Genomic DNA, 16,374 nt, shown 5'->3' with positions numbered 1-16,374 from the left:
CTTTCTTTGCCTATTCTTAAAAATAACCCGTCTTAAACATCTTATTAGCAAATTTGTAGTAAAATCCGACATTTTTTAAACGATTATTAAGGATAAAATATGGCGGAATTTTACGACGCAAAAGAAGTAGAAGATAAATTTTATAAAATTTGGGAAGAACGCGGATATTTTGAGATAGACGCGAACAAAAACATCCGCAAAGACGGCCGTAAATTTTGTATCATGATGCCGCCTCCAAACGTAACTGGCTCGCTTCACATCGGGCACGCGCTAACCTTCACACTCCAAGACATCATGACTCGCTACAAAAGAATGGACGGCTACAAAACGCTGTGGCAGCCGGGCCTTGATCACGCAGGTATCGCCACACAAAACGTCGTTGAAAAGCAGCTCCTAGCTCAAGGCATCAAAAAAGAAGAGCTCGGACGCGAAAAATTCGTAGAAAAAGTCTGGGAATGGAAAGAAAAAAGCGGCGGCATGATCGTGCATCAGATGCGAAAACTAGGCATCTCTCCGGCGTGGTCGCGCCAAAGATTTACGATGGATGAGGGGCTCAGGATAGCGGTCAAAAAAGCCTTTGTAAATCTCTACGAAAAAGGCCTCATCGTACGCGAAAACTACATGATAAACTGGTGTACGCACGACGGCGCGCTCAGCGACATCGAGGTCGAGCATAAGGAAAACAAAGGCAAACTTTATCATTTGAGATACTATTTTGCAGATAAGCCAAGCGAATATGTTGTAGTCGCTACCACTAGGCCTGAAACATATTTCGGCGATACGGCGGTAATGGTAAACCCAAACGACGAACGCTATAAAAATTTGATCGGCAAAAAAGTCGTATTGCCGATAATCGGTCGCGAGATCGAGATCATCGCCGACGAGCACGTCGATATGGAGTTTGGAACGGGTCTTGTAAAAGTCACCCCGGCGCACGACACTAACGACTATGAGGTCGGCAAAAGACACGATCTAAAATTTATCACCGTTTTTGACGAAAAAGGCATCCTAAACGAGCAGTGCGCGCAGTTTAAGGGACTAGAAAGACTTGAAGCCAGAGACGTCATCGTCGCTGAGTTAGAAAGGCTCGGAAACGTCGAGGAGATCGATGACTACGAAAATCAAGTCGGCTACTGCTACCGCTGTAAAAACGTCGTCGAGCCATACATCTCAAAGCAGTGGTTCGTCAAAAAACAGATCGCAGACGACGCGATCGCAAAGGTCGGCGAAGGCTTAGCTAAATTTTACCCGGCTCACTGGATAAACAGCTTTAACGCCTGGATGCGCGAGCTTCGCGACTGGTGTATCTCGCGCCAGCTATGGTGGGGACATCAGATCCCGGTATTTTACTGCGGCGAGTGCGGACACGAGTGGGCGGACGAAGGCGAACCGACGCAGTGCCCAAAGTGCAAAAGCGCAAATTTCCATCAAGACCCGGACGTCCTTGATACCTGGTTTAGCTCGGGACTTTGGCCGTTTAGCACGCTTGGTTGGGGCAACGGAGAAGAGCTAAAAAACGAGAAATGGTTTGAGAGCGATTTGGCCGAATTTTACCCGAACAACCTGCTGATCACCGGCTTTGATATTTTGTTTTTCTGGGTGGCTAGGATGATGTTTCAGGGCGAAAACGCGCTAGGCAAGCTGCCGTTTGACGATATCTACCTGCACGCTTTGGTTAAAGACGAGCAAGGCAGAAAGATGAGCAAGAGCCTAGGCAACGTCATCGACCCGCTAGTTAGCATCGATGAGTATAGCGCCGATATCCTGCGATTTACTCTCGCGCTACTTGCCGTGCAAGGACGCGACATCAAGCTAAGCGACGAAAAGATGAAGCTCGTGAGAAATTTTACGAATAAGCTTTACAACGCGAGCAAATACCTACTGCTAAACGAGTCTAAATTTGCAAATTTAAGCGACGCAAAAATCGAAACGAAGCTTGGCAAATATATGCTAAGCCGCTTTAACGAGTGCGTGCGCGAAGTGCGAGAGAACATCGACGCCTACCGCTTTAACGACGCGGCAAACGCTATTTATAAATTTTTATGGGACGAGTTTTGCGATTGGGGCATCGAGCTTAGCAAAGCCGATAAAGGCAGCGTAAGGGAGCTTGGAGCGATATTTAAAGAGGCTATGAGACTACTAAGTCCGTTTATGCCGTTTATCTCAGAATTCCTTTTCCACGAGCTTAGCGGCTCAAATTTAGAAAGCGCGAGCTCGATCATGATAGAGGCGTATCCGCAGGCGAATGAGCGCGACTTGCAGATAGAAAAGACCTTTGAGCTAGTGATCGAAGCCATCGTCGCGATCCGCCGCGCAAAGGCGACCATCGAGCAAGGCAACTCAAAGATTGCAAAAGCCTTCATCAAGCTAAACGGAAACGAAAATTTGACCGAGGCGACAAACTACATCTCGCTACTAGCTAAATGCGAACAGATCGAGTTTTGCGACGCTAAAATAGAAAACGCCGCGCGCGACGTGAGCGAAAATTTAGAGGCATTCGTACCGCTTGAAGGCGTGGATATGAGCGCTGTTATCATGCGACTGCGGTCGCAAAAAACCAAACTAGAAAAAGAGATAGCAAAGCTATCAAGCATGCTAAATAACGAGAAATTCGTGGCCTCCGCTCCGCAAGCCGTAGTAGAAGCCAACCGCGAAGGGCTAGCTAGCGCAACGCAAAAGCTAGAAAAGGTAGATAACGAGCTGGCAAATTTGGGAGCGGTCGATTGATATTTTTTGGTTTTTGCGTTAGGACTTGGCAGATCCAAACAGTGCCTTGAGCGGTTAAATTTAAACTACGGCACGCCGTTTAATGCGCAAAAATTTAAAAAAAATAAAAGGATAAAAAAATGAACGAAAAAATAAAAATAGCGGTTTTAGGATATGGAAATTTAGGTCGCGGCGTGGAGCTTGTCGCGCGAAATAGCAAGGATTTGCAGCTTTCGGCTGTTTTTAGCCGCAGAAATCCAAGCGAAGTAAAAACATACGGCGCTCCGGTATTTAGCGTGGATGAAATTTTATCGCACAAGGGCAAATTTGACGTTTTGGTGCTTTGCGGCGGTAGCGCGACGGATCTACCGACGCAGACGCCTGAGTTTGCGCTAAATTTTAATGTCGTCGATAGCTTTGATACGCACGCGAAAATCCCCGAGCATTTCGCCGCTGTGGACGCTGCAGCCAAAGCGGGCGGAAACGTAGGCATCATCGCAGTAGGCTGGGATCCGGGTCTGTTTTCGTTAAATAGACTGTTCGGCGAGAGCGTGCTAGAAAACGGCAGCAGCTACACGTTTTGGGGCAAAGGCGTGAGCCAAGGCCACTCCGACGCTATCCGCAGGATCGAGGGCGTCGTGGATGCGCGCCAATATACCGTGCCGATAGAAAGCGCCTTAGAGCGAGTCCGCGCGGGCGAAAATCCAAAACTTAGCACCCGCGAAAAACACCTGCGCGAGTGCTACGTTGTGGCCCAGGACGGCGCCGATAAAGCGCGCATCGAGCGTGAGATAAAAACGATGCCGAATTACTTCGCCGACTACGACACGAGCGTCCATTTTATTGATCTTGCGACGCTTAAAAAAGAGCACGGCGGCATCCCTCACGGAGGATTTGTTTTGCAAAGCGGAGCGACTGGCGAGCACGGAGAAAATAAACATCTGATCGAGTTTTCGCTAAAGCTTGACTCAAATCCCGAATTTACCGCAAGCGTGCTCGTAGCCTACGCCCGCGCAGCGTACCGCTTGGCGCAAAAGGGCGAGCGCGGAGCGTTTAGCGTGTTTGACATCGCTCCGGCGCTTCTTTCGCCAAAGAGCGCAGATGAGCTAAGGCGCGAAATTTTATAAATTTTAGTAGCGCTTCGGCGGAATTACGAACGAGGAAATTTGAGTGATAAAAATAGAAAATTTAAAGAAATTTTACGGAGCGACGCAGATCATAGACGGCGTCAGCCTAACCGTAGAAAAAGGCGAAATTTTCGCCATCGTCGGCCACAGCGGCGCGGGCAAATCCACCCTGCTTCGCTGCATAAACGGCCTAGAGGACTATCAAGGCGGCAGCCTAAAGGTATTTGACAAAGAAATCTCGGCGCTAAAAGACAAAGAGCTAAGAGAGCTCAGGAAAGACGTCGGGATGATATTTCAGCACTTTGCGCTGATGGCTAGAAAAACGGCGTTTGAAAACGTCGCGACTCCGCTTAAATTTTGGGGTTACTCAGACGGCGAAAACAAAAAAAGAGTAAGCGAGCTACTAGAGCTAGTCGGCCTTGCAAACAAAGCCGCAAGCTATCCCGGCGAGCTAAGCGGTGGACAAAAACAGCGCGTTGCCATCGCTCGCGCCCTTGCGCTAAGTCCAAAAATTTTACTCTCCGACGAGGCGACCTCGGCGCTTGATCCAAATACGACAAATTCGATACTCGAGCTTTTAAAACAGATCAATCAAACACTAAATATCAGCGTCGTTTTAGTCACGCACGAGATGGAAGTCGTAAAAAGCATCGCGCGCCGCGCAGTGCTGCTAGAAAGCGGCAAGATAATCGGCAGCGGCACGATCGAGGAACTATTTTTAAAACCCGACGAAAAGATGAAGAAATTCCTCGGCGAGGATGAAATTTTGCCGAGCGAGGGCGTAAATATCAGGCTCTTTTTCCCAAAAGAAGTCGCACAAAACAGCGTCATCACGCACATGGCGCGCACGCTAGACATAGACTTTAACATAGTCTGGGGCAAGCTTGAAAAGCTAAACGAAAACGTGCTAGGCTCGCTCGTCATCAACGTCGATCCAAAAGATGAAGCGCGCGTGACCGAGTATATCAAACAAAGCGGCGTGTTATGGGAGGTGGCGTGATGTTTGGCATAGATTTTTCTAAATTCCCCGACGTTTTCGAGCGTATTTTACTCCCGGCTATCGGCGAGACGCTTTATATGAGCGTTGTTTCGACGCTTTTAGCGTTTTTGATAGGCTTAGTGCCGGCTATCTTGCTCGTGCTTTCGGCAAAGGACGGCCTAAAGCCGAACAAACCGCTATTTATCGCGCTTGACATCACGGTAAATACGCTAAGAAGCTTTCCGTTTATCATCCTCATTATCGTGCTTTTCCCGCTCACGCGCCTGATCGTGGGTACTAGTATAGGCACTACCGCGGCTATTGTTCCGCTTACTATCGGCGCGGCGCCGTTTATCGCTAGGCTCATAGAGAGCGCGCTAAAAGAGGTCGATAAAGGTATCATCGAGGCCGCTAGGAGCTTTGGTAGCTCAAATTTTCAGATCATTTTTAAGGTGATGTTCGTAGAGGCGCTGCCCGGCATCGTGGCTTCTATCACGCTAACGCTTATCGTCATCATCGGCTTTTCGGCGATGGCGGGCGCGGTCGGCGGCGGCGGACTGGGATCAGTGGCGATAAACTACGGATATCAGAGATTTCGCCCAGATATCATGCTCTATACCGTCGTGATTTTAATCATAATGGTTCAAATTTTCCAATCATTAGGAAATTTTATTTATAAGATCACAAAGAAATGATTTTTACGTCTGATTTTATTTTCTTTTAAACTTTTTTTGCATAAAATCCCGAAATTAATTTTACAAAGAAAGGATAGAAAATGAAATCAGATATGTGCGAAATGCGTCGCTTCACTGAACTTAAGTCGTCGAAAGACTAACGCTAAGCGCAAAATTTCTTTTTAAGCGCTTAGTTTCGCTAAGCATTTAAAAAGAAATTTAAGCCTCCGCTCATATCCTTTTTTAAATGCTAGCCAAATTTTAAAAAGGATATAAAATGAAAAATCTACTCAAATACTCTCTAGTCGCTCTAAGCCTAACAGTCGCCGCAAATGCAGCCGAGAAAATCGTCGTAGGCGCTACGCCCGTTCCGCATGCTGAAATTTTAGAAGTCGTAAAACCTATCCTTGCAAAAGACGGCTTTACTCTTGAGATCAAAGAATTTAACGACTACTCTACTCCAAATTTAGCCACCGAAGACGGCGATCTAGACGCTAACTACTTCCAGCACCTGCCGTATCTTGAGGAATTTAACAAAAACAAAGGCACCCATCTAGTTAAAACGGTTGGCGTTCACCTCGAGCCTATGGGCGTTTACTCTAAAAAGATAAAAGATATCAAAGAGCTAAAAGACGGTAGCACCGTAGCGATACCAAACGACCCGACAAACGAGAGCCGCGCGCTTGACGTGCTAGCTAGCGCAGGTCTTATCAAGCTAAACGGCAACCCTCTAAAAACTCCGCTTGATATCACGGAAAACCCGAAAAAGCTAAAATTTGAAGAGATCGAGACCGCTCAAGTTCCTCGTACGCTAGATGACGTCGCCATCGCCGTTATCAACACGAACTACGCTCTAAACACCAACCTAAACCCAACCAAAGACGCACTCGTGCTTGAGAGCAAAGATAGCCCGTACACCAACTACGTCGTAGTCAAAGTCGGCAACGAAAACAGCCCAAAAATCAAGGCTCTAGACAAAGCAGTCACGAGCCCGGAGGTAAAGAAATTTATCGAGGAAAAATATAAAGGCGCGATAATCCCGACGTTTTAATCAAATTTAGCCTCGCCCGCTCAAATTTAGCGGCGCGGGCAAATTTAACGAAACGACGAATCCAAATTTAGTTTAGAGACCGCTCTTAAAATAAAACGGCGTAAAAGCTTTTACCTTTTTAGCGCCGTTTTTTATCAAAAAAGGAATAATAATGCAATTTTCAAAAATACTTCTGGGCGCGCTTTTAGCTAGTGGCCTGTATGCTAGCGACAAAACCATTACCGTAGGCGCATCTCCCGTACCGCATGCCGAGATTTTAGAAGAGGTCGTAAAGCCGATCCTAGAAAAAGAAGGCTACAAGCTCGACGTCAAAATCTTTAACGACTACGTGATACCAAACCTCGCCGTCGAAAACGGCGAACTCGACGCCAACTACTTCCAAGGCCTGCCGTACATGAAGTCGTTTAACAAAGACAAAGGCACTCACATCGTGCCGACCGCGGGCGTTCACGTCGAGCCTATGGGAGCGTATTCTAAAAAGATAAAAAGCCTAGACGAGCTAAAAGACGGCGATATCATCGCTATCTCAAACAACGCCGCAGACTCGACGCGCTCGATAAATTTGCTCGAGAAAGCCGGCATCGTAAAGGCTAAAGAGGGCGAATACAAATCCTCGCTAGATATCATAGAAAATCCGAAAAATCTCAAATTTAAAGAGATGGAGTCTGCGCAGACGCCCCGCTCTCTCGACGACGTCGCGCTAGCATTTATCAACGTAAACTACGCCCTGGACGTCGGCCTCAAACCGACCAAAGACGCGCTAATCCTCGAGGATAAAGATAGCCCGTACACCAACTACGTAGCGACCAAGGCCGGCAACGAAAATAACCCGAAAATCAAGGCTCTAGATAAAGCGATACTAACTCCCGAGGTTAAAGACTTTATCGTAAAGCGCTATCAAGGCGCGGTGATACCGAGCTTCTGATCGCGTCAAATTTGACTGATTTGCCATCATAAAATTTAGCTTTAAAAATCGCCATAGGCGCTTTTTGCTTAAATTTTACGGCCCAAATTTGAAAAACCAAAAATAGTCGAGAAAAATCTCCAAAAACAAAACGGCGTAAAAGCTTTTACCTTTTTAGCGCCGTTTTTCAAAATAAAAAAAAGGAAAATATAATGAAAGTTTTTAAAATTTTAGCAAGTTTGGCGCTAGCCTTTAACCTCTATGCAGCAGATAAAGATCACACTATCGTAGTAGCCGTCTCGCCCGTGCCTCACGCGGAGATCATGGAGTTTATCAAACCCGTCCTAGCAAAAGAGGGCTACGATCTAGTCATCAAAGAGATAAACGACTACTCGATCCCAAATTTAGCGACGCAAGACGGCGATTTGGACGCAAATTTCTTTCAACACTGGCCGTATCTAAAAAATCACAATGAAACAAAAGGCACGACTCTGATAACCGCCGCGGCGATACATCTTGAGCCGCTGGGCTTTTACTCAAAAAAGATAAAGAGCCTAAGCGAGCTAAAAGACGGCGCTAAAGTCGCGACCGCCTACGACCCGACTAACGGCAACAGAGCGCTAAATATCTTGCAAAAAGCAGGCCTCATCGAGCTAGATAAGAGTGCTGAGCTAGCCACGCCAAAAGACATCGTGAAAAATCCAAAGCGCCTAAATTTCGTCGAGCTTGAGGGCGCGCAGATACCCCGCACGCTAGATGAAGTCGATCTTGCAGCCATAAGCACGAATTTCGTCCTTGATATCGGTATGAATCCTAAAAAAGACTCGCTAGCTATCGAGGGCACCGAAAGCCCGTACGCCAACATCATCGCGGTCAAAGCAGGCAACGAAAATAGCCCGAAAATCAAAGCTCTAGTTAAAGCCGCAACCAGCCCAGAGACGAAAGAGTTTATCCTAAAAAGATACGACGGAGCGATCCTGCCCGTGTTTTGATTTCTTGGAGCTTGCGCTTTGACGCAGGCTGTTATTTTAGGCCGATTAAGTTCGGCCGAAAAGTTGAGTCAAATTTCAGCTTTAAACATCAAATTTGACTCTCAAGCGGACGAGGTTAAATTTACAAACCAAATTTAACCGCTACGCGCCGTTTTACCCATCCTAAAACTAATCCCAAAAAACGCAAAATTTAATACTATCTCGCGCACGCCCCTCTCACCGTCAAAATTTGTTTTGCAGCCGTATAAAGCTAAAATTTAACGTAGTTTGCTAAAATCATAATTTTAAATTTAAGGAGAAAAATGCTAGGCGATTTTGTAAATTTTATCGTCCAAACCGTCGGCGAGTGGGGATATGCGGGCATATTTTTGATGATGTTTTTAGAGAGTTCGTTTTTCCCGTTTCCAAGCGAAGTGGCGATGATCCCGGCGGGTTATCTAGCGCATCAGGAACAAATGAGCCTAGTGCTAGCGTGGTGCGCCGGCACGGCAGGTAGCCTCGCAGGAGCAGTGTTTAACTACTATCTATGCTACTTTTTCGGGCGCGAGCTCGTGCTAAAATACGGCAAATACGTCGGCATCACGAAGGTAAAAATGCGAAAATTCGAGGCGTTTTTCAAAAGACACGGCGAGATTTCGACCTTTAACTGCCGCCTGATCCCGGGCATCCGCCAGTATATCAGCCTGCCGGCGGGCCTTGCTAAGATGAATCTTTTTAAATTTAGCCTCTACACGACTCTGGGTGCAGGCATCTGGGTCGCCATACTGCTATCAGTGGGCTGGTATCTAGGCAAAAACTACGACAAGAGCGCGTTTAGCCACATCGTAGTCGCTCTACTCGCCGCAGTCGGTCTGCTCACCGCGCTTTATATTGTTTACGTAAAACGACTAAGTAAAAAATCAAAAATCGGCGCTAAAGAGCTAGAATAAGCCGCCGAGCAAACCAGCTCGTAAAGCCGAAATTTAAATTCGGCTTTACGTTGCGAGGTCTACTTTATCAAATTTAACCGCAAACCTTCGTCGCGCCAAAAAGCATCCAGAATTTTACTAAAATTTTAACTTCACCGCAACTAATCAAAATCGGTAAAGCGGTTTTCTGCCTCTCGAATTTACAAAAAATAGCATTTTTTAGAGACTGTATAAATAGTTTATGTGTTCAAATTTTACGCCTTAAAGCAATAAATTTGATTACTTTTAAAGCTTCTTTGGTGAAATTAAAAAATGAAAATTTAGCCATTTTTGTGTCTTTGTTTTTCAAATAATACCCGCGCAAATCAAGCACCAAAAGTGCGATAAGAGACGGAAACATATAGATATTTATGGCGATAAGTACAATGCGAAGCGTAACGGTGTCTTGTAAAATAGCTTGTAAATTTAGGCTATTTTCGATACTGACGTAATAAACGCCGATCACTGCAAAAAGCGCGGCGATGCGTAAAATTTTAGATACGATTTCGTTACCGAGTTTTGAGATATTTTCACTAACGGCTAGAGATAAAAATAGCCAGCAAAGTATCCAAATAAGCGCAAAAACCACGTCTAAAAATAAATTTTCATCGTAACGCTCGCGTACGACTATAGCAAAAGCGGGCGAAAAAATTAGGCTCAAAACAAACCAAAAAAGCGAGCGAAACGCAAGCAGGACAAAGCACGCGTAGACAAAAGCGCTAGAGGCAAGCAAAAGCCATTCGACCCTAAAAACGAGTGCGAGCACATAAATGCCGACGCAAAGCACAAATAGGCCGCAAAAGAGCGAATAGTAGCCCTCAAGCAGCCTCGTAGCCTTTAAATTTATATTTTCAAAAAAGTTTAGCACGCGTGGATCATGAAATTTTCTTTTGTTTCGGGCGAAACACCTTCATCACGCTCTCATCAGTCTCGATAAATGCGCCGCCGATCAGGTCGATGCAGTACGGGATCGCAGGAAATACGGGCTCTAGGCACTCTCTGATCGCCTTTGGCTGGCCGGGTAAATTTACGATGAGCGCGTGCCCTCTGATACCTGCGGTTTGGCGCGATAGGATCGCCGTGGGTACGTATTTTAGGCTAGCTGCGCGCATTAGCTCGCCAAAGCCTGGCATCATCTTTTCGCACACGGCTTCGGTTGCCTCAGGCGTCACGTCGCGAGGAGCCGGTCCCGTGCCGCCCGTAGTTAGCACTAGATCGCAGCCTAGTTCGTCTACCATGTGTTTTAGGCGCTCTTTTATAAGCTCGATCTCGTCGGGGATCACCTCGTAAAAATACTCGCGCTCGCTCGTTATCCAGCCGTCTAAAACCTCTTTTATCGCCGCACCAGATAGATCGTCGTACTTGCCCTCGCTAGCGCGGTCGCTAAGCGTCAATATGCCTATTTTTGCTTTCACTTTTTTCTCCTTAAATTTAGTTGTAATACTCTTTGATAATTTTGCCCAGCGCGTCTTTATCGATACTCTCAAAAATCTCGATATGCTCGCTGATGCGCTCTAGCTGAGTTTTCATGCCCGCTAAAAACGTTCCGACCTCGGCGTACGCCTCTTGCAGTAGCTCCTCGGCCTCCGCCGTGCTTGGCGTAAAGGTATGCCCCATGCCATACTCAAAGACCATGTTTTGCGCGATCTCGCGGGCCTTTTGGATGTCGGCGTTCGAGTTTGAAAACGTATCGTCTTTGACCATCTTTAGCGCGCTCATACCCGCCAAACAGACCTTGATACGAGCAAACATCTGCGAGCGCGACTCTATCTCTCGCTCTGGACGCATAAACTGCTCCTCGACGAGCGAAATTTTTTCAAATTCTATCCCGAACCAATACGCCGCCAAGGCTTTTGCGCCCTGATAGAGCGCTTGGATGCGCTTTTCCTCGTCGTTGTAGCTTAAAATCCTCTTTTTACCGAGTAGGACTTTGTTTAAAACGCTTTCAAAATCGCTAAATTCGATTATCTCGACGCCGCGTCTTAGCGCGTTTATCGCGGCTTCGTTTACCAGCGTAGAAAGCGCCGCCCCGCTAAAGCCGACGCTAATGCGCGCCACGTCCTGAGCCTCTACGCTCGTGTTTTTATCTTTTAGATAGGATTTTAAAATCTCGACCCTATCGGCAAAATCTGGCATCGAAAGAAAAATTCGTCTATCAAATCGCCCAGAGCGCAGCAACGCCTCGTCTATCATCTCGATGCGGTTGGTCGCAGCGATCACGATGACGCCCGAGTTATCCTCAAAGCCGTCCATTTCGGTAAGTAGCTGATTTAGCGTGGCCTCGCGCTCGTCGTTTCGGTTGCCGCCGCGTACCTTGCCCACGGCGTCGATCTCGTCGATAAAGATGATGGACGGCGCATAGGCTTTAGCCTTTAAAAACAGCTCATGCACGCGTTTTGCGCCCATACCGACGTAAATTTGCACGAAACTAGCTCCGCTTTGGTAAAAAAACGGCACTCCCGCCTCGCCCGCAACAGCCTTTGCCACCAGTGTTTTACCCACGCCAGGAGGCCCCACCATCAGCACGCCTTTTGGCATTTTGATGCCGAATTTTTTATATTTAGTCGGATTTTTTAGAAAATCTACTATCTCGCTTAGCTCAAATTTGACGTCTTTTATGCCCGCCACGTCGCTAAATTTGACATTTGAGATAGCAGGCTGCACGGAGCTAGCCGAGATATTTTCATACTCATAGACGTTTGCTTTTTGATTTTCGTTTTGAGCGGCGAGTCTTTGTTTTTTAAACCTCGCATAAACCGCAAGCCCCGCAAAACAGATAGCAAGCAGCGCTAGCACGGCTAAAATTTCATCCAGCACGGGCGTCTCTTTTTTTAGATCAACGGGCACTTTTTGCACCAGAGCGCGCATATCCACGCCGTCTTTTACGATGATATATTTGTTGCCGCCCTTAGTTGTGAGCTCCAGCTCGCCGCCGTTTACGGTCGCGCTTGCGATCATGTCGCCCTCTAGTAGCTTTTCATAGCTTTCGTACATTATATTTTTGGGCTGGCTTCTGCCTACCGCAACGGCTAGCAAAACCGCCAAAATAGCCGTCAAAATCACGATGATCTTTTGTTTATTTAGCTTAAATTTGTGCATAGTCGCCCTCGCTTTTTACTTCAAATTTATCTATGACCGCCCACTCTTTTAAAATTTGCTTATCCGTTTTGATTTTTACTTTATTATAAAACTGATCGAAACCTTCGTAAAATTCGCCGTTTAGCTGCTCGACCAAAACGTTTAGACTCCCGCCTTTTTTGGCGTGCTCTTGTCTAAATTTAAAATTATTTTCCGCTACGATTTGCTTTAAAATTTTAAGCCTAGCCTTCGCCACATCGCCGCTAACGTCCATTTTCATATCCGCCGAGTGCGTGCCGGTTCTCGGCGAATACGCAAAGCAGTGTAGATGCGTGAGCGGAAATTTTTTAAAATTTATCAGCGCCTCGCTCCAGATTTCCTCGCTCTCGCCCGGATGCCCAACGATATAGTCGGTTCCTAGCGCAAAACCCATCTGGCTAAGCTCCAAAAATAGTTCCAAGTCTTTAAAGGCCTGATTTCGCCGCCTCATGATACGCAGCATCGCCTCGCTCGTGTGCTGAAGCGCGATGTGCAGATGCCGCTCTAGCCAGCTCTCTTTTAAAATCTCGCGAAAACTCTCGTCTATCTGGCTGGGCTCTATACTACCTAGCCTTATGCGCTTTATGCCGCCTATTTTACCGAGCCTGCCTAGTAAGCGACCTAGGCTTGAGCCCGTATCCTTGCCGTAGCTGCCGATATTTGTGCCCGTTAGCACTAGCTCGTTATAGCCGTTATAGGCTAAAATTTTAGCCTCGCGCAAGATCGCTTCCTCGTCCATACTGCGCGCCTTGCCGCGAACGGCTGGGATGATGCAGTAACTGCAGGCAAAGTCGCAGCCCTCTTGGATCTTGATAAAGGCTTTGGTGTGATTTTCGTAGTTCGTTACGATATTTTTGTCGATGCTTTTTAAATTTCCCAGCTCGAAAAACGGATCTTGCGACTTTAGCAGCGCGTTTATATCCTCTTTTTTACTCGCGCCTATCACGCCGAAAACCGCGCTTTTGTTAAACAGCTCCTTGCCCTTACTCACCGCGCCGCAGCCCGTTAGTATCACTCTAGCGCCGCGCTTTTTTATGCCGTTTATGTAGCTACGCGCGCCGCTATCTGCAGAGTTTGTGACCGTGCAGGAGTTTACTACTACGATGTCGGCTTCGTTTTCGTCGCTAACTATATCGTAGTCTTTGACGTAGCTTTTCATCAGCTCGGTGTCGTAGATGTTCGTGCGGCAGCCGAATGTTTTAAAAAATACCTTCTCTCGGCGCGACTCTTGCGTGGTCAAATTTGAGTTTGATTTCATATTTCCTCGCCGCCTTCGCCGATCGGCTTTGACTCGCCTGCTTTTACCCGCCTATCCATATACAAAGTCTGCGTCGGATAGGCTATAACAATGTCGTCGTGGCTAGCTATAGCTTCCATTATCTCCGCGCTTATCGTGCTTCGCAAAGATAGCGTGGCAAATGTGTTTGCCATGTACCAGACTGAAATTTTCACGCCGTAAGGCTCGATAAAAGTAAACACGCGCGGCTCGACGTTCGGGTTTTTTATGCTGTATTGATTTCGCAGCTTGCTCATTTGTTTTTTGGCAATCTCGGTGTAGCCTTTAGAGTATTTTCGCGCGATATCTTTGATGATGTGAGCGGCTTTTTTGTGATTTGACTCAAAGCTGCAAACGACGTCGATACCGTCCCAAACGGTCTTCATGCCGTGGTGCGAGTAGTTTGCGATCAGATCGGTGAAGATATAATTGTTCGGCACGAATATAATGCGCCCCGCCCTGCGATTTGAGTTTACGGTGACGATCGTGACGTCCTCGTAAATAGTCATCCTAAGCAGCGAGATATCGATGATGTCGCCCACGACGTCCTCTCCGTCCTTGCGCACCTTTATACGGTCGCCGACGTGAAAACTACCGCCAAAAACCACCACCGTCCAGCCAAGCATACTCATGAACATATCTTTCATGGCAATCGCGATACCTGCGGACGCAAAGCCTAGCACCGTGACTAGATAGGTTACGTTTTCTATATAGGCAAAAAGCAAGATCATGATGATGAGCGTGATGTTTACGAGATTTATAAATTTATTCGCCGTATAGAGGCGCTCGTTGTCGGTGATCGTCTTTTTGATGATAAATTTGAACAAAAACGAAAGCCCGATCACGACTACGATAAATATACCGATATCAAGCGCCTTTTTCATCTGCGCCTTGATATCCTCGCTGGTGCGGTTTATCGCCTCGTTTACGCGCTTTTCGTACACGCCGTAGGTGGTCTTTGCGATGTCGGCCGCGGCGTTAAATTCCGCTAGTTCCTGTCTAGCCTCGGCAAGCTCCGCTTGAAAGCGCGCATCGTCGCTCAAATTTACGATCTGGGTTAAAATTTGCTCTTTTCTAGCCAGCTCGTCGGTCGTCTTAGAAAGCCCGTCTAGTCGGCGCTTGTACTCGTCTTTTTCGCTTCTTAGCTGCTTTATGTGCGAAAAGCCCGAGATCACGGCGACGGGATTGGTTATCTTTTGTAAAATTTCTATCTCGGGAGCCGTTATCATGCTAGAAAACGGCGCTTTTTGAAACTCTCTTAAAAGCTCGATCTGCTCTTTTAGCGTGCTTTGCTTTTTTTGCAGTTCGAGTACTTTTTCGGTATTTTTAGCCTGTTTTTTTATAGCCGCTTCGATTTCGTCGAGCTCCGCGCTTAGCTTTTGAAAGGTGTTATAGTTTGAGTAGCGAGTTGCCCAGATGTTATCTGCTAGCTCGTCCTCGATAAAGGCCAAAGATGCGTTTAGCTCGGATAGCTGGGCTTCTTTTGTACCGTTAAAATCGCTAGGTATATCATCTAGCGAATAAGCAAAGAGCGCAAAAAATAAAATAAATAAAATTTTTCTCATTCAAACTCTCTTAAAACGTCCATCACGAGCTCGCGCGGCACGTCTTTTCGTATCTCGTATGCGCCGATACCTCGCGGCAGGATAAATTTGATCGCTGAGTTTTCCGCCTTTTTATCAAGGAAAAACGCCTCGTAAAAGCCGCTTGCATTTGGCACCTTGTAGCTTATCGGCAGGTTAAATTTAACTAAAAGCTCCGCCACGCGCGCCTTTTGCTCCTCGCTCATGAGGCCTAGCTTCACCGCTAGCGCGTTAGCCATATTCATACCGATCGCAACCGCCTCGCCGTGTAGATATTTTTTATAGTTCGTTTCATTTTCTATCACATGAGCAAAGGTGTGTCCGTAGTTTAGCACCGCACGCACGCCTTTTTCGCGCTCGTCGGCCTCCACGGCGGCGGCTTTTATCTGCACGCAGCGGTAGATCAAATTTTGCAAATTTGCTTCATCCGTCAAATTTGCGCTCCCCATCCACGAAAATAGATTTTCGTCAAAGGTTACCGCCATCTTTACAGCCTCTGCAAGGCCTGCCGCAAATTCGCGCTTTTCAAGCGTCTTTAAAAATTCAGTCTCACAGTAAACGGCGCTAGGTTGATAAAACGAGCCGATTAGATTTTTGCCGAATTTGTTATTTACTCCCGTTTTTCCGCCTACGCTAGCATCCACTTGCGCTAGCAGAGTAGTCGGGATGTTTATAAATTTGATCCCGCGCTCAAAAATGCTCGCTGCAAAGCCCGCCATATCGCTCACCACTCCGCCGCCAAGCGCGATGATCAAGCTACTGCGGTCAAGACGGCTAACGAAAAGCTGCTCTAAAATCGCCTCGATAGTTTGCATATTTTTATACTCTTCGCCGTCTGGGACGCTGATAACGAATTTTTGCGGACAATCTATGCGCGAGAGTAAATTTTGCAGATAAAGCCCGCCTACCTTTGCGTTGGTCACGATTGCGACTTTAGCGTCAAATTTAAGCTCTTTTAGCTCGTTTATATAGACGCCGTAACCGGGCTTGCCGTCAAATTTTATATCTATTTTCATCT

General features: G+C 46.8%; 14 protein-coding genes. 8 read left to right on the top strand and 6 right to left on the bottom strand.

The genetic code is table 11. From position 1 onward, the window contains the following. Positions 1-99 precede the first annotated feature (99 nt). The 8 genes from E4V70_RS00180 to E4V70_RS00145 all read left to right on the top strand — a co-directional run bounded on the left by E4V70_RS00180 (position 100) and on the right by E4V70_RS00145 (position 9,362). The gene (locus E4V70_RS00180) at positions 100-2,727 is read left to right on the top strand and encodes a valine--tRNA ligase (RefSeq protein WP_122862901.1); all 2,628 of its coding nucleotides are present in this window, start codon (positions 100-102) and stop codon (positions 2,725-2,727) included. A 119-nt stretch (positions 2,728-2,846) separates the two neighbouring features. Continuing rightward, positions 2,847-3,833 (top strand): diaminopimelate dehydrogenase, encoded by a 987-nt coding sequence (locus E4V70_RS00175; RefSeq protein WP_122862900.1) that lies wholly within the window; start codon positions 2,847-2,849, stop codon positions 3,831-3,833. A gap of 43 nt (positions 3,834-3,876) precedes the next feature. Next, positions 3,877-4,833, top strand: coding sequence for a methionine ABC transporter ATP-binding protein (locus E4V70_RS00170; protein ID WP_122862899.1), 957 nt, complete (start codon positions 3,877-3,879; stop codon positions 4,831-4,833). Next, complete coding sequence (locus tag E4V70_RS00165; RefSeq protein ID WP_122862898.1) at positions 4,833-5,507, top strand: methionine ABC transporter permease; 675 nt, start codon at positions 4,833-4,835, stop codon at positions 5,505-5,507. The genes E4V70_RS00170 and E4V70_RS00165 overlap by 1 nt, the downstream gene beginning before the upstream one ends. Before the next feature lie 256 nt (positions 5,508-5,763). Beyond that, entirely contained in the window at positions 5,764-6,537 is a 774-nt protein-coding gene (locus tag E4V70_RS00160) for a MetQ/NlpA family ABC transporter substrate-binding protein (protein ID WP_122862897.1), read from the top strand. A 151-nt stretch (positions 6,538-6,688) separates the two neighbouring features. Further along, positions 6,689-7,462, top strand: coding sequence for a MetQ/NlpA family ABC transporter substrate-binding protein (locus E4V70_RS00155; RefSeq protein ID WP_122862896.1), 774 nt, complete (start codon positions 6,689-6,691; stop codon positions 7,460-7,462). 191 nt (positions 7,463-7,653) lie between these two features. After that, positions 7,654-8,433 (top strand): MetQ/NlpA family ABC transporter substrate-binding protein, encoded by a 780-nt coding sequence (locus tag E4V70_RS00150; RefSeq protein ID WP_122862895.1) that lies wholly within the window; start codon positions 7,654-7,656, stop codon positions 8,431-8,433. Between the two features lie 302 nt (positions 8,434-8,735). Beyond that, complete coding sequence (locus E4V70_RS00145) at positions 8,736-9,362, top strand: DedA family protein (RefSeq protein WP_122862894.1); 627 nt, start codon at positions 8,736-8,738, stop codon at positions 9,360-9,362. Positions 9,363-9,588: 226 nt separating this feature from the next. Here the strand turns inward: E4V70_RS00145 and E4V70_RS00140 are convergent, their stop codons facing one another. Genes E4V70_RS00140 through aroB form a run of 6 tightly spaced genes read right to left on the bottom strand, consistent with a single transcriptional unit; the run spans position 9,589 to position 16,372 of the window. Beyond that, a complete protein-coding gene (locus E4V70_RS00140; protein ID WP_122862893.1) occupies positions 9,589-10,248 on the bottom strand; it encodes a nitrogen fixation protein NifR in 660 nt (219 codons plus the stop codon). A gap of 7 nt (positions 10,249-10,255) precedes the next feature. Beyond that, positions 10,256-10,795 (bottom strand): molybdopterin adenylyltransferase, encoded by a 540-nt coding sequence (mog, locus tag E4V70_RS00135; RefSeq protein WP_122862892.1) that lies wholly within the window; start codon positions 10,793-10,795, stop codon positions 10,256-10,258. Between the two features lie 16 nt (positions 10,796-10,811). Next, complete coding sequence (locus E4V70_RS00130) at positions 10,812-12,479, bottom strand: AAA family ATPase (protein ID WP_122862891.1); 1,668 nt, start codon at positions 12,477-12,479, stop codon at positions 10,812-10,814. Continuing rightward, positions 12,466-13,755: a tRNA (N(6)-L-threonylcarbamoyladenosine(37)-C(2))-methylthiotransferase MtaB gene (gene mtaB / locus E4V70_RS00125; protein WP_122862890.1), complete on the bottom strand. Its 1,290-nt coding sequence runs from the start codon at positions 13,753-13,755 to the stop codon at positions 12,466-12,468. The genes E4V70_RS00130 and mtaB overlap by 14 nt, the downstream gene beginning before the upstream one ends. Next, positions 13,752-15,338: a mechanosensitive ion channel domain-containing protein gene (locus tag E4V70_RS00120; protein WP_122862889.1), complete on the bottom strand. Its 1,587-nt coding sequence runs from the start codon at positions 15,336-15,338 to the stop codon at positions 13,752-13,754. The genes mtaB and E4V70_RS00120 overlap by 4 nt, the downstream gene beginning before the upstream one ends. Next, positions 15,335-16,372 carry a 3-dehydroquinate synthase gene (aroB, locus tag E4V70_RS00115; protein WP_163026457.1) on the bottom strand — a complete coding sequence of 346 codons (1,038 nt, stop codon included), beginning with the start codon at positions 16,370-16,372 and terminating at the stop codon, positions 15,335-15,337. The genes E4V70_RS00120 and aroB overlap by 4 nt, the downstream gene beginning before the upstream one ends. Between the last annotated feature and the right edge of the window lie 2 nt (positions 16,373-16,374).

This window comes from Campylobacter showae, assembly GCF_900699785.1.
In the GTDB taxonomy this organism is placed as follows: domain Bacteria; phylum Campylobacterota; class Campylobacteria; order Campylobacterales; family Campylobacteraceae; genus Campylobacter_A; species Campylobacter_A showae_D.
Note: the sequence above shows the minus strand (reverse complement) of the source record. Positions and strands in the feature narration are given on the sequence as shown.